This window comes from Streptomyces sp. NPDC058307 (assembly GCF_042880295.1).
Taxonomy (GTDB): domain Bacteria; phylum Actinomycetota; class Actinomycetes; order Streptomycetales; family Streptomycetaceae; genus Streptomyces.
Genome location: NZ_JBHVYZ010000020.1, coordinates 21,093 through 34,735, shown reverse-complemented (window position 1 = coordinate 34,735; position 13,643 = coordinate 21,093). Strand labels below are relative to the sequence as shown.

At 68.8% G+C, this 13,643-nt stretch carries 10 protein-coding genes; 4 read left to right on the top strand and 6 right to left on the bottom strand.

Annotated features, from left to right (window positions below):
* Positions 1-446: 446 nt before the first annotated feature.
* On the bottom strand, positions 447-2,591 hold the full coding sequence (locus ACFVYN_RS16935) for a SpoIIE family protein phosphatase (protein WP_389998653.1): 2,145 nt from the start codon (positions 2,589-2,591) through the stop codon (positions 447-449).
* 145 nt (positions 2,592-2,736) lie between these two features.
* Between ACFVYN_RS16935 and aspS the strand changes: the two genes are divergently transcribed.
* Both aspS and ACFVYN_RS16925 read left to right on the top strand, forming a co-directional pair.
* Positions 2,737-4,500 (top strand): aspartate--tRNA ligase, encoded by a 1,764-nt coding sequence (gene aspS / locus ACFVYN_RS16930; RefSeq protein ID WP_389998650.1) that lies wholly within the window; start codon positions 2,737-2,739, stop codon positions 4,498-4,500.
* A 142-nt stretch (positions 4,501-4,642) separates the two neighbouring features.
* Positions 4,643-5,575: an intradiol ring-cleavage dioxygenase gene (locus tag ACFVYN_RS16925; RefSeq protein ID WP_389998817.1), complete on the top strand. Its 933-nt coding sequence runs from the start codon at positions 4,643-4,645 to the stop codon at positions 5,573-5,575.
* 82 nt (positions 5,576-5,657) lie between these two features.
* Here ACFVYN_RS16925 and ACFVYN_RS16920 read toward each other — a convergent pair whose 3' ends face one another.
* Positions 5,658-6,401, bottom strand: coding sequence for an FG-GAP repeat domain-containing protein (locus tag ACFVYN_RS16920; protein WP_389998647.1), 744 nt, complete (start codon positions 6,399-6,401; stop codon positions 5,658-5,660).
* Between the two features lie 194 nt (positions 6,402-6,595).
* Here ACFVYN_RS16920 and ACFVYN_RS16915 point away from each other — a divergent pair, with 194 nt between their 5' ends.
* A complete protein-coding gene (locus ACFVYN_RS16915) occupies positions 6,596-7,948 on the top strand; it encodes a polysaccharide lyase family 1 protein (protein WP_389998644.1) in 1,353 nt (450 codons plus the stop codon).
* Position 7,949: 1 nt separating this feature from the next.
* On the opposite strand, the gene ACFVYN_RS16910 is transcribed toward ACFVYN_RS16915, so the two are convergent.
* Together ACFVYN_RS16910 and metG (ACFVYN_RS16905) are read right to left on the bottom strand one after the other, a co-directional pair.
* Positions 7,950-8,426, bottom strand: coding sequence for a hypothetical protein (locus ACFVYN_RS16910; protein ID WP_389998641.1), 477 nt, complete (start codon positions 8,424-8,426; stop codon positions 7,950-7,952).
* Positions 8,427-8,496: 70 nt separating this feature from the next.
* Positions 8,497-10,206 carry a methionine--tRNA ligase gene (metG, locus tag ACFVYN_RS16905; RefSeq protein ID WP_389998638.1) on the bottom strand — a complete coding sequence of 570 codons (1,710 nt, stop codon included), beginning with the start codon at positions 10,204-10,206 and terminating at the stop codon, positions 8,497-8,499.
* Positions 10,207-10,469: 263 nt separating this feature from the next.
* Here metG (ACFVYN_RS16905) and ACFVYN_RS16900 point away from each other — a divergent pair, with 263 nt between their 5' ends.
* Positions 10,470-10,889 (top strand): PIN domain nuclease, encoded by a 420-nt coding sequence (locus ACFVYN_RS16900; RefSeq protein ID WP_389998635.1) that lies wholly within the window; start codon positions 10,470-10,472, stop codon positions 10,887-10,889.
* A 25-nt stretch (positions 10,890-10,914) separates the two neighbouring features.
* Here ACFVYN_RS16900 and metG (ACFVYN_RS16895) read toward each other — a convergent pair whose 3' ends face one another.
* Positions 10,915-12,534: a methionine--tRNA ligase gene (gene metG / locus ACFVYN_RS16895; RefSeq protein WP_389998632.1), complete on the bottom strand. Its 1,620-nt coding sequence runs from the start codon at positions 12,532-12,534 to the stop codon at positions 10,915-10,917.
* A 69-nt stretch (positions 12,535-12,603) separates the two neighbouring features.
* Positions 12,604-13,643, bottom strand: a 1,040-nt coding sequence (locus ACFVYN_RS16890) for a VWA domain-containing protein (RefSeq protein ID WP_389998629.1), incomplete at its 5' end; no start/stop codon positions are given.

Here is a 13,643-nt window from a genome sequence, read left to right as displayed (position 1 = left end):
TGTCATCCATGAGATCGGTCCTGTCGATCCTGTGGTGAGGCCCCGGCGGGTGCTGCGAACACCCGGCCGGGGTTGTTTGTTACCGCGAACGCTGAATGATGGCGACGGAGCGTCGCAGCCGGTTGCGAAAAGTAATCTGCGCTGGTGCAGGCGTGAGAGACCCGGCGACATGGATGACGACACCAGACCAGGCGCCAGACGCGCTTCCACATGGGTATCGCGTTGTCATGGGGCCGGGTACATCGCCGTCGCCGCTCTTGTCGATACCTGGCGACCGGAGCCTCGACTCGCTCAAGGACACCGCCCAGGCCACAGCCGATCACCTCAGGGCCGGAGTCGGGCGCTCCTGCGTATCGCCGGGCCGTCGTTCCCCTGTCCCGATGCTTTCATTTGCAGCAGGACCGTACCGCTGACCGGCGCTCTTGGTGTCGTGAGCTGCCGCAGCCCTACCCGGCGTCCTCCCCCGACGACTCGTACAGCTCGAACCAGATGGTCTTGCCCTCGCCCCGGGGGTCCACGCCCCACTCGTCCGCCAGTAGTTCGATCAGCATCAGGCCGCGGCCCGAGGAGGCCAGTTCGCCGGGGCGGCGTTTGTGCGGGAGGTCGTCGCTGGTGTCGGTGACCTCGATCCGCATCCGGCGCTCGCCCGCCTCACCGCGGACCTCCGCGAGCAGCAGCGCGTCGGCGTCGGTGTGGACGAGGACGTTGGTCAGCGTCTCGGAGAGCAGCAGGACCGCGGAGTCGACCTGGTCGGCGGAGGGCCAGTCGTGGAGCAGTTCGCGCAGTTGCTGGCGGGCCACTGCGACCCGTTCGGGTTCCGCCTGGGCCACCGAGAGCATCGTGCGGCGGACCGTGGGCCCGACGGCGGCCGGGTCGCTGCCCTCGCCCTGCCGGTGCAGCAGCAGGACCGCTATGTCGTCCTCGCGGCGGTCGGCGAGGGGGCCGGTGGTGTGGTGGGAGGAGGGACCGTGGACGGCCTGGATCAGGGCGTCGGCGAGTTCCTCCAGGTCGCCGTCGTGGGTCTCCAGGATGGTGCGGATGCGCTTCCAGCCGGTGTCGAAGTCGTGGCCGCCGGTCTCGATCAGCCCGTCGGTGCACAGCATGAGCGTCTCGCCGGGCTCCAGGGTGATCCGGGTCGTGGGGTAGTCGGCGTCCGGGTCGATGCCCAGCGGGAGGCCGCCTTCCGTGCGGCGGGCCAGGACCGTGCCGTCGGCCATGCGGATCGCGGGGTCGGGATGGCCGGCCCGCGCCACCTCCAGGACGCCGGTCACCGGGTCGGCCTCGACGTACAGGCAGGTCGCGAAGCGCAGGTCGGAGGAGTCGTCGACGCCGTACGCCATGCCGTTGAGGAAGCGTGAGGCGCGGGAGAGGACCGCGTCGGGGCGGTGGCCCTCGGCGGCGTAGGCGCGCAGGGCGATGCGGAGCTGGCCCATGAGGCCCGCCGCTCGTACGTCATGCCCTTGGACGTCCCCGATGACGAGGGCGAAGCGGCCTTCTTCGGACGCCGTCCGGGAGGTGCCGCCGGGCAGCGGGATCATGTCGTACCAGTCGCCGCCGACCTGGAGACCGCCGCCGGTGGGCACGTAGCGGGCGGCGACGGTCATGCCGGGTATCTCGGGGCCGAGGGTGGGGAGCATCGAGCGCTGGAGGCCGTCGGTCAGCTCGCGTTCCGATTCGGCGAGGCCCGCGCGGGACAGGGCCTGGGCGAGCATGCGGGCCACTGTGGTGAGGACCGAGCGCTCGTCCGGTGTGAAGGCGACCGGGTAGGCGAAGCCGGCCATCCAGGCGCCCATCGTGCGGCCGGCCACCGTCAGCGGCAGGAATGCCCAGGACTGGCGGTCGAAGCGCTGGGCGAGCGGCCAGGTGACCGGGTAGCGGGAGCGGTAGGCCTCGGGGCTGGAGAGGTAGACGGCCCGGCCGGTGCGCACGACCTCTGCGGCCGGGTAGTCGGTCGCCAGGGACATGTGGGAGAAGGGGCTCTCGTCACCGGGCTGCTGGCCGTGGTGGCCGACGATCGTCAGACGGTCGCCCTCGACGCCGAAGACGGCCAGGCCGTCGGGGCTGAAGCCGGGCATGGACAGGCCCGCGGCCACCCGCAGCACCTCGGCGGTGGAGCGGGCCTCGGCCAGGGCGCGGCCGGCGTCCAGCAGGAAGGCCTCGCGGGAGCGCCGCCAGTCACCGGTGACCGCGGTGCGTCCGGCGGGAGTGCCGGGGGTCGGCTCGGTGACCTCCTGGAGGGTGCCGATCAGCTGGAACGACTTCTTCTCCTTGTCGTACGACGGCTTGGAGCGGCTGCGCACGGTACGGGTCACCAGGCCGCGCTCGTCCATGATCCGGATCCGGACCTCGGCGAGCGTGTCCTCGGCGACGGCGAGTCCGACGACGCTGATGATCTCGTTCCAGTCGACCGGGTGCAGCCGGGCCCGTGCCTGGGCCTCGGTGAGAGTGGTCCGCTCGGCGGGCAGCCCCAGCAGCCGAGCCGCCTCCGCGTCGACGGTGACCAGCTCGGTGGCGGTGTCCCAGTGCCACAGGCCGGTCGCGAGGGCGGTGAGAACCTCCCCCACGGCGGGCAGAGGCTCACCAGTGCGCATTGACCCACTTTAAGAACAGGAGTTCCCGGAGTGCCACTGTTGGCCGAGTCGTAATGGTGGGGAGGCGATCTCGGGGTCCCCGGTAGGCTGGGAGCTGTTTCACGTGAAACACGCCCCTCGATCCGCGAAGACTGGATGAACGACGATGCATCGGTACAGGTCCCACACCTGCGGCGAGCTCCGCTCCTCTGACGTCGGCACCGACGTCCGGCTGAGTGGCTGGCTGCACAATCGGCGCGACCTGGGCGGCATCCTCTTCATCGATCTGCGCGACCACTACGGCATCACACAGCTGGTCGCCCGTCCGGGCACGCCCGCGTACGAGGCCCTCGACAAGCTGACCAAGGAGTCCACGGTCCGCGTCGACGGCAAGGTCGTCTCCCGTGGCACCGAGAACGTCAACACGGACCTGCCCACCGGTGAGGTCGAGGTCGAGGTCGGCGAGGTCGAGCTGCTCGGCGCGGCGGCCCCGCTGCCGTTCACGATCAACACCGAGGACGGGGTGAACGAGGAGCGGCGCCTGGAGTACCGCTTCCTGGACCTGCGCCGCGAGCGCATGCACAAGAACATCATGCTGCGGTCGTCGGTGATCGCCTCGATCCGCTCGAAGATGGTCGCCCTCGGTTTCAACGAGATGGCGACGCCGATCCTGTCCGCGACCTCCCCCGAGGGCGCACGCGACTTCGTCGTCCCCTCCCGCCTGAACCCGGGCAAGTTCTACGCCCTGCCGCAGGCGCCGCAGCAGTTCAAGCAGCTGCTGATGATTTCCGGGTTCGACCGCTACTTCCAGATCGCGCCCTGTTTCCGTGACGAGGACGCGCGCGCGGACCGTTCGCCGGGCGAGTTCTACCAGCTCGACGTCGAGATGAGCTTCGTCGAGCAGGAGGACGTCTTCCAGCCGATCGAGAAGCTCATGACCGAGCTGTTCGAGGAGTTCGGCAACGGCCGTCACGTCACGTCTCCCTTCCCGCGGATCCCGTTCCGCGAGGCGATGCTGAAGTACGGCTCCGACAAGCCGGACCTGCGCGCCCAGCTGGAGCTCGTCGACATCACCGATGTCTTCGAGGGCTCGGAGTTCAAGGCGTTCGCCGGCAAGCACGTGCGGGCGCTGGCGGTGCCCGACGTTGCCGCGCAGCCGCGGAAGTTCTTCGACCAGCTGGGTGACTACGCCGTCTCGCAGGGCGCGAAGGGCCTGGCCTGGGTGCGCGTGACCGAGGACGGCTCCCTCACCGGCCCGATCGCGAAGTTCCTCACCGAGGAGAACGTCGCCGAGCTGACCAAGCGCCTGTCGCTGGCCGCCGGTCACGCCGTGTTCTTCGGCGCGGGCGAGTTCGACGAGGTCTCGAAGATCATGGGCGCGGTGCGGGTCGAGGCCGCCAAGCGTGCCGGGCACTTCGAGGAGGGCGTCTTCCGGTTCTGCTGGATCGTCGACTTCCCGATGTACGAGAAGGACGAGGAGACCGGCGCGATCGACTTCTCGCACAACCCGTTCTCCATGCCGCAGGGCGGTCTGGAGGCGCTGGAGACCCAGGACCCGCTGGACATCCTGGGCTGGCAGTACGACATCGTCTGCAACGGCGTCGAGCTGTCCTCCGGCGCGATCCGGAACCACGAGCCGGAGATCATGCTCAAGGCCTTCGAGATCGCGGGCTACGACCGGGAGACCGTCGAGGAGAAGTTCGCGGGCATGCTGCGTGCCTTCCGCTTCGGCGCCCCGCCGCACGGCGGCATCGCCCCCGGCGTGGACCGCATCGTCATGCTCCTCGCGGACGAGCCCAACATCCGCGAGACGATCTCCTTCCCGCTCAACGGCAACGCCCAGGACCTGATGATGGGTGCGCCGACGGAGCTGGAGGAGGCCCGGCTGAGGGAGCTGCACCTGTCGGTGCGCAAGCCGCAGCCGAAGTAGCCTGCCGAAGTAGCCGGCACTTTCCGAAGGGGCCCGAGACCGACGCCGGTCTCGGGCCCCTCCGCATGCGCCCCCGCCGCGCACAGCAAGCCACAGTCCGCTCCCATGCTCAGGACAGGCTTCTTACCTAGCTTCCATGTCCATGACGGGAAACCAGACGGACCATCAGCAGTCGGCCCATGAGCCGAAACACAAGAAGGACCTGACGCGGCGCAAGGTCGTCGTCGCCGGAGCGGGCGTGGCCGTGGCGGTGAGTGCCGGCGGCACCCTCGCCGCCACGGGCGCGTTCGCGGGCGAGACGAGCACGACCGCCGCCGCGAGCAGCAGCTCCAGTGCGTCGGAGGCCTGCTACAAGCTCACCTCGGAGACCACCGAGGGGCCCTACTACATCGACGCGGACAAGATCCGCCGGGACATCACCGAGGACAAGGAGGGCATCCCGCTCACCCTCGCCCTCAAGGTGATCGACTCCGAGACCTGCAAGCCGATCGCCAACGCGGCCGTCGACATCTGGCACTGCGACGCGCTGGGCGTCTACTCGGGCTACGAGAGCGCGTCCACGGGTGGTGGCGGCCCCGCCCCGAGCGGTACCCCGACCGGTGAACCGCCCTCGGGCGCGCCGACCGGTGGCACCGGTGGCGGTGGCGGTGTCCATCAGGAGCCCACCGACGACGAGCGCTATCTGCGCGGCACCTGGAAGACCGACCGGCACGGCCAGGTCACCTTCCGGACGATCTTCCCGGGCTGGTACCGGGGCCGTTGCGTGCACATCCACACCAAGGTGCACGTGGACGGCGAGTGGACGGAGGCCGGTTACGAGGGCGGGCACACCTGCCACACCGGCCAGTTCTTCTTCGACGAGGAGTCCGTACTGGCTTCCGCCGAGGTCGCGCCGTACTCGACCAGCACCACCGAGCGCACCACGCTCACCGAGGACACGATCTACGACCAGAGCGGCACCACCGGCGGCCTGCTCAGGCTGAAGTACAACAAGAAGAACATCGCCAAGGGCGTCCAGGCCTCCCTGACGCTGGGCGTCGACCCGGACGCGACGCAGGACGGCACCTCGATCTAGCGCGGACGGACACGAAGGCGCCCGGGACCGTGCAGGTCCCGGGCGCCTGGTCCGGTGCATCCCCTGTCGGGGAAAGGGAGGGCTAGGAAAGGAACGTGTAGCCCTGCCAGCCGGTCGAGATCTTCGCCCGTGCTCCGAACGACCCCTTGCCGTCGCCGTTGTTGCGCCACAGCGCGCCGCCGGTGTCGCGGGAGACGAGGTCCGCTCTGCCGTCGTCGGTGATGTCCCCGACGCCGACGACGACGTTGTAGGAGCCGCCCCAGTTGGCGAAGAGTTTCACGCGGGCCTTGAAGGTGCCCGTGCCGGTGCCGTCGTAGCGGTAGAGGGTGTTGGACGTGTCCTGGGCGAGCAGGTCGCCGATGCCGTCGCCGTTGAGGTCTCCGACGCCGACGATCTTCTTGTAGCTCTTCCAGTTGTCGTAGAACTTCACGCGCGCGGAGAGCTTGCCGGTGCTGGTGCCCTTGTAGAGGTAGACCGTGCCGGTGGACGTCCCTCGTGCGATCAGGTCGGGGCGGCCGTCGCCGCTGATGTCACCGGGCGAGGTCAGCACGTCGTACTGGTTCCAGCCGCTGGTGTTCAGCGTGGTGTACGACGTCGACGGCTTGACCGCGGATCCGCAGCCGGGCTTGTACAGGCGCAGGGCGCCGCTGCTCAGCCGGACCAGGACGTCGTTGCAGCGGCCACCGCTCAGGTCGCCGAAGGGGATCGCCCTGATGGTGGTGGGCCGGCCGCCACCGCTACGGCCAGGGCGGAGACGAGCGTGGCACGGCCCGCTCGTCCCGGGGCGTGTCTGCCCAACTGAGGGTCCTTTCCTATGAGTCCGCACACCTTATCCGCAGGTAAGAGGGGAGTGAGTGGCGGGTAAAGGAGTGCGGGCGGGGCGGTTGTGAGGTCGTGGTGCAAGAAAATTCCGCGCGCTGCGGCAACCTCCCCGATTCCGGCGGCTACTTGAGGACGGAAGCGCCTTCACCGGTGCTCCACGAAACGCACATGTCCCACCACCGCTCGTAAGGAATCCCCGTGGCCTCTGCCTCCCACCGCCGGTCCCTCCGCAAGCGCCGTACCCTTGTCGTCTCCGCCGCCGTGGTGGCCGCGGGCGTCGGCGCCGGTGCTGTCGTGATGAACGCGAACGCCCAGGCCGTGGACCTGTCCCACCAGACGCTCGCCGCGAAGGACGGCTGGGCGTCCTCCGGCACGGGCACGACCGGTGGCACCAAGGCCGACTCCGCGCACACGTTCACCGTCTCCACCCGGGCACAGCTCGTGAAGGCGCTGGGGTCCGCGTCCGACACCACCCCGCGGATCATCAAGGTCAAGGGCACGATCGACGCCAACACGGACGACGCCGGCAAGAAGCTGACCTGCGCGAACTACGCGTCGGGTACGGGCTACTCGCTCTCCTCCTACCTGAAGGCGTTCGACCCGGCCACCTACGGCCGCTCGAAGCTGCCGTCGGGCACGCAGGAGACCGCGCGCGCCGCAGCGCAGAAGAAGCAGGCCGCGAACATCGTCTTCAAGGTGCCCGCCAACACCACGATCGTCGGGGAGCCGGGCACGAAGGCCGGAATCTCCGGCGGCATGCTCCAGATCCAGAACGTGGACAACGTCATCGTCCGCAACCTCACCTTCTCCGGCACCGAGGACTGCTTCCCGCAGTGGGACCCGACGGACGGCGACGACGGCAACTGGAACTCGAACTACGACTCCGTGACGCTGCGGGGCGCCACCCACGTGTGGGCGGACCACAACACGTTCACCGACGCCCCGCACCTGGACTCCGCCAACCCGAAGTACTTCGGCCGTGAGTACCAGATCCACGACGGCGCGCTGGACATCACCAAGAGCTCGGACCTGGTGACCGTCTCCCGCAACCAGTTCACCAACCACGACAAGACGATGCTGATCGGCAGCAGCGACAGCGAGCCGAGCGGCAAGCTGCGGGTCTCGATCCACCACAACGTGTGGAAGGGCATCGTCCAGCGGGCGCCCCTGTCGCGCGTCGGCCAGATCCACATCTACAACAACTACTACGACGTCACGACGCTGAACGGCTACGCGCTGCAGTACAGCATCAACTCCCGCGCCAAGGCCCAGGTCGTCGCCGCGAACAACTTCTGGACGGTCCCGTCGAGCGTGAAGGTCTCCAAGCTGCTGTCCGGCGACGGCACCGGCGCGATCGCGGGCTCCGGCAACCAGGTCAACGGCACGGTGACCGACCTGGTCGCCGCCTACAACGCCGCGTCCTCGAAGGACCTGAAGACGAGCGTGAACTGGACCCCGACCCTGACGGCGGGCCTGGAGTCCTCGGCGTCCGCGGTGAAGAACCTGCCTATGTCGCTGGCGACGACGACCGGTGCCGGAGTGCTCTCCTAGCTCACGTGTCGTAGGTCCCGTCCCAGGGTTCCGCGAAGGCGAGGCGGTCCGGGTAGAGCTCTGCCCACTGTTCCCCCTCGTCCTCGCGGATCACCAGGCCGAAGCGGACGCCGTCGTGGGTGACGCTGAAGGGACGGATCGCGATGTCCGTGTACGAGCGGCGGGGGAGGCTGCGCAGCAGGGTCGCCCGGTGCACCTGGGCGCGGGTGAGGGGCGAGGCGTCACCGCCCGGGTCGCGCTGCTGCTCTCCCCAGGTGCCGGCGCACCAGATGTCCGAGTCGCGGTAATTGCCCTCGGTATCGAAGGTGTGCAGAACCGCGTACAGGCGCTTCTGCTCTTCCCAGCCCTCCTCGAGGCGGAATCCCTCAGGGAAGGCATATGTGATCGACGCCAGGAACTGACCCTCCGCATACCGCCCGATCGTCTCGGTGCGGTGCTTCGGCTCGTACGCGACAGGAATGACCCCGGGCACTGCCATGGCGCAAACCATACGGCTTGGCGCGGACACGGCAGTAGCGGGGTCCTTCCGATCAGTGTCCTCGGGCGATCTATTCGCCGCCGAAGCGCTCCTTGTACGTCTCCAGGTCCTCGTCCGTCAGCTTGGCGAAGAGGACCGGGGGGACGGTGAAGGGGACGCCGGGGGTGAGGGCGGTGAGGGCGCGGGCCTCGTCGGCGGTGATCCAGGTCGCGGTGTCGTTCGTCAGGGCGAACGCCTGGCGCATGGCGGAGGACGTCGCCGGGATGAACGGCTCCGAGACCACCGCGTACAGGTGGATCAGGTTCATCGCGGTGCGCAGGGTCAGCGCCGCGCCGTCCTTGTCCGTCTTGATCTCCAGCCAGGGAGCCTTCTCCTCCAGGTAGGAGTTGCCCGCCGACCACAGGGCGCGCAGCGCCGCCGCCGCCTTGCGGAACTGGAGTGCCTCCATCTGGGACTCGTATTCGGCCAGCAGGCGCGCGATCTCCTCGCCCAGCCTCGTCTCCGCCTCACCCGGCTCACCGCCCGCCGGGACCTCCTCGCCGAAGCGCTTCTTCGAGAAGGACAGGACGCGGTTGACGAAGTTGCCGAGGGTGTCGGCGAGGTCCTTGTTCACCGTCGCGGTGAAGTGCTCCCAGGTGAAGGACGAGTCGTCCGACTCGGGGGCGTTGGCGATGAGGAAGTAGCGCCAGTAGTCGGCCGGGAGGATGTCCAGGGCCTGGTCGGTGAAGACGCCCCGCTTCTGGGACGTGGAGAACTTCCCGCCGTAGTACGTCAGCCAGTTGAAGGCCTTGACGTAGTCGACCTTCTTCCACGGCTCGCGCACACCGAGCTCGGTGGCCGGGAACATCACCGTGTGGAAGGGGACGTTGTCCTTCGCCATGAACTCGGTGTAGCGGACGTCGGTGTCGACGTCGTACCACCACGACTTCCAGTCGCGGTCGGCCGGGTCCAGATCCGCCCATTCCTTGGTCGCGCCGATGTACTCGATCGGGGCGTCGAACCAGACGTAGAAGACCTTGCCCTCCGCCGCCAGCTCCGGCCAGGTGTCCTCCGGGACCGGCACGCCCCAGTCCAGGTCACGGGTGATCGCACGGTCGTGCAGGCCCTCGGTCAGCCACTTGCGGGCGATGGAGGCGGCGAGCTGCGGCCACTCCTCCTCGTGCGCGGCCACCCACTCCTCGACCTCGTGCTGGAGCTTGGACTGCAGGAGGAACAGGTGCTTGGTCTCCCTGACCTCCAGGTCGGTGGAGCCGGAGATCGCCGAGCGCGGGTTGATCAGGTCGGTCGGGTCCAGGACGCGCGTGCAGTTCTCGCACTGGTCGCCGCGGGCCTTGTCGTAGCCGCAGTGGGGGCAGGTGCCCTCGACATAGCGGTCCGGGAGGAAACGGCCGTCGGTGGGCGAGTAGACCTGGCGGATCGCCCGCTCTTCGATGAACCCGTTCTCGTTGAGGCGGCGGGCGAAGTGCTGGGTGATCTCGACGTTCTGCTCGCTGGAGCTGCGGCCGAAGTAGTCGAAGGCCAGCGCGAAGCCGTCGTAGACCGCCTTCTGAGCGTCGTGCGCCTGCGCGCAGAACTCGGCCACCGGGAGGCCCTGCTCCTTCGCGGCCAGCTCCGCCGGGGTGCCGTGCTCGTCCGTCGCGCAGATGTAGAGGACGTCGTGGCCACGCTGGCGCAGATAACGGGAGTACACGTCCGCCGGGAGCATGGACCCCACCATGTTGCCCAGGTGCTTGATCCCGTTGATGTACGGAAGGGCGCTGGTGATGAGGTGTCGAGCCATCGGGGGCTGCTCCCAGGTCGCTGCATGCGGTGACGGATGTCTGTTCCGGCTGCATGGCCGGCCGTCGTACGAACTCTGAAATCGTAGTCGACCGGGGCGATCGCCCAGCTCCTGCTCGGCACGAAGACCAAGAAGGACACCGTCAACACCGCGCTGCTGGAAGTCGCCAAGCGACGCAGCCGGGCCATAGCGCTGGCCAAGCTCCGTGAGAGGGGAGCGCGAGGTGACTTCGACATCCTCCTGGACAAGAGGAACTACCGCCGGTGAGTGACGCCTCGTATCTGATCGACACCTCGGCCGCAGTGCGCCTGCTCAGCAGCGACGCGTACGACGAGCAGTGGGGGCAGGTGCTCGACAACGGGTTGGTCGCGCTCTGCGATCTGACCGAACTGGAGATCCTCATCTCCGCGCGCGGCCGGACGGACCGTGAGGGCATTCAGGAGGAACTGCGGCAACTGTTCAGCCGGCCCCTCATGCCCGACGGCATCCACCAGCGCGCCCGCGAGGTGCAGCAGCTCCTCACCGACAACGGGGAGCACCGCTCCGCCGGACCGGTCGACCTGCTCCTCGCCGCCACGGCCGAGCTGTCGGGCCTGACCCTGCTCCACCACGACCGGGACTTCGATACGGTCGCCGGGCGGACGGGCCAGCCGACCGCCTGGCTGGCCGAGCCCGAGTCCTGAGGCCGTGACGCGGCCGGGTCGCGTACTACACACCCGGCTCCTCCAGACGCTCCAGACGAGGGAAGAGCACCGCGCCCTTCGTGACCGTCGAGCCCGGCCGGAGCCGGCCCCACTCGCCCGCTTCCTGGACCTTCTGGTCCGCGAGGGCGCCCAGGGAGGCCTCCGCGCCGAGGGAGTCCCAGAGCTTGCCGGAGGTGTCCGGCATGACCGGGTTGAGGAGCACCGCCACCGCACGGAGCGACTCCGCGGCCGTGTAGAGGATGGTCGCCAGACGGGCCCGCCCCTGCGGTGAGCCGTCCTTGGCCACCTTCCAGGGCTCCTGCTCCGTGAGGTAGCCGTTGACCTGCTTCACGAAGTCGAAGACCGCGAGGATTCCGCCCTGGAAGTCCAGGTCGTCGCCGATCCGCCGGTCGGCCTGGGCGACGGTCTCCGCCAGCCCGGCCCGGACCGCCTTCTCCGCCTCGCCCGCCGCCGATGTCCCGGGCTCGGGAAGCACGCCGCCGAAGTACTTGCCCACCATGGCGGCGACGCGTGACGCGAGATTGCCGTAGTCGTTCGCTAGCTCGCTCGTGTAGCGGGCGGAGAAGTCCTCCCAGGAGAACGAGCCGTCCTGGCCGAAGGCGATCGCGCGCAGGAAGTACCAGCGGTACGCGTCCACACCGAAGTGGGAGGTCAGGTCCTGGGGTTTGATGCCTGTCAGGTTCGACTTGGACATCTTCTCGCCGCCGACCATCAGCCAGCCGTTGGCAGCGATCCTCCCGGGGAGCGGGAGGTCCTGCGCCATCAGCATCGCGGGCCAGATGATCGCGTGGAAGCGGAGGATGTCCTTGCCGACGAGGTGGACGTCGGCGGGGAAGGTGTCCTCGAACTTCGCCGGATTCTCGTTGTAGCCGACCGCCGTCGCGTAGTTCAGCAGGGCGTCGATCCAGACGTAGATGACGTGCTGGTCGTCCCAGGGGACCGGGACGCCCCAGTCGAAGGTGGAGCGCGAGATGGAGAGGTCCTGGAGGCCCTGGCGTACGAAGTTCACGACCTCGTTGCGCGCCGACTCGGGCTGGATGAAGCCCGGGTTCGCCTCGTAGTGGGCGAGGAGCCGGTCGCCGTACCCGCTCAGCCTGAAGAAGTAGTTCTCCTCCTTGAGGATCTCGACCGGCTTCTTGTGGATGGCACACAGCTGTGTACCGTCCTCCGCCTCGATGAGGTCGCCCGGCAGCTTGTACTGCTCGCAGCCGACGCAGTACGGGCCCTCGTACCCGCCCTGGTAGATCTCGCCCTTGTCGTGGAGGTCCTGGACGAACTCCCGGACGCGGTCCGTGTGGCGCTTCTCCGTGGTGCGGATGAAATCGTCGTTGGCGATCTCCAGGTGCTCCCAGAGGGGCTTCCAGGATTCGGTGACGAGTTTGTCGGCCCACTCCTGAGGGGTGACGCCGTTCGCCTCGGCGGTCCGCATGATCTTCTGACCGTGCTCGTCCGTGCCGGTGAGGTACCACACCTTCTCGCCGCGCTGACGGTGCCAGCGCGTGAGCACGTCGCCCGCGACGGTCGTGTAGGCGTGGCCCAGGTGAGGAGCGTCGTTGACGTAGTAGATGGGGGTGGAGACGTAGTACGCCTTCCCGCCCCGCTTCTCGGATCCGGTGGCCGCCATGGGCGGAAGCGTACTGGCGCCACGGGAACGGGGCCCGGTGATTTTTCCGGGCCCCGTCATTGGTGGTTTCTACGGGCGCCAGTTCGCCAGGACGCCCTCGTAGATCTCCGTGTCCGTGAGTTCCTTCGGGCTCTCGCCGGCGAGGAAGTGGGACGTGTTGGGGAGCTTGAGCTTGCGGAGGTAGTCGAAGGCCTTGTTCGCCGGGTCACCGAAGGCGACGAACGAGAAGAAGACGGCGGGGTGGGTCTTCGCCGCCTCCGTGAGGGCCTGGGTGGCGGGGGTCTTCGCGTCTGGGGCGCCGTCGGTCTGGAAGACGACCAGGGCGGGGGTGTCCGGGGACTCCTTGGTGTGGTGCGCGAGGACTTCCTCGACGGCCGCGTGGTAGCTGGTGCGGCCCATGCGGCCCAGGCCGGCGTGGAGTTCGTCGATCTTGTTCTCGTGGTCGGCGAGGGTGAGTTCGCCGGTGCCGTCGAGTTCGGTGGAGAAGAAGACGACCTGGACGGTGGACTCGGGGTCCAGGTGGGCGGCGAGAGCGAGGGTCTGCTCACCGAGGGCCTGCGCGGAGCCGTCCTTGTAGTACGGACGCATGCTCGCGGAGCGGTCCAGGACGAGGTACGTCTTCGCGGTGGTGCCGGTGAGGCCGTGGGCCGCGAGGGTGGAGGCGGCGGCGTCGTAGGCGGTGCGGAGGGTGGGGGGTACGGCGAGGCCGCTCCCACCGGGACCATCAGCAGCGGTCAGTGCCGGTGCCGGTGCCGCTTCCGACTCCGCTTCCGCTTCCGATTCCGCTTGCGGTTCTACGACGGTCTCGGGCTCCGGGGTGGCGGAGACCTCGGCGACCGGCTCGGGCTCCGGCTCGGGCTCCGCAGCGGCTTGCGGCTCGGGCGCGGACTCCGCTGCCACGGTGGCGGGTACCTCCACGGCCGTGTCCTGGGCCACCGGTTCCTCGGCAGCGGGCTCCTCGGCGACCGGCTCCTCGGCAACGGGCTCGCCGGAAGGGGCCTCCTCAGCGACCTGCTCCTCGGCGGGTGCCTCGGGCACAGCCGTCGACTCCTCCACGGCCGTGTCCTGCGTCACCGGTTCCTCGGCAGCGGGCTCCTCGGCGACCGCGT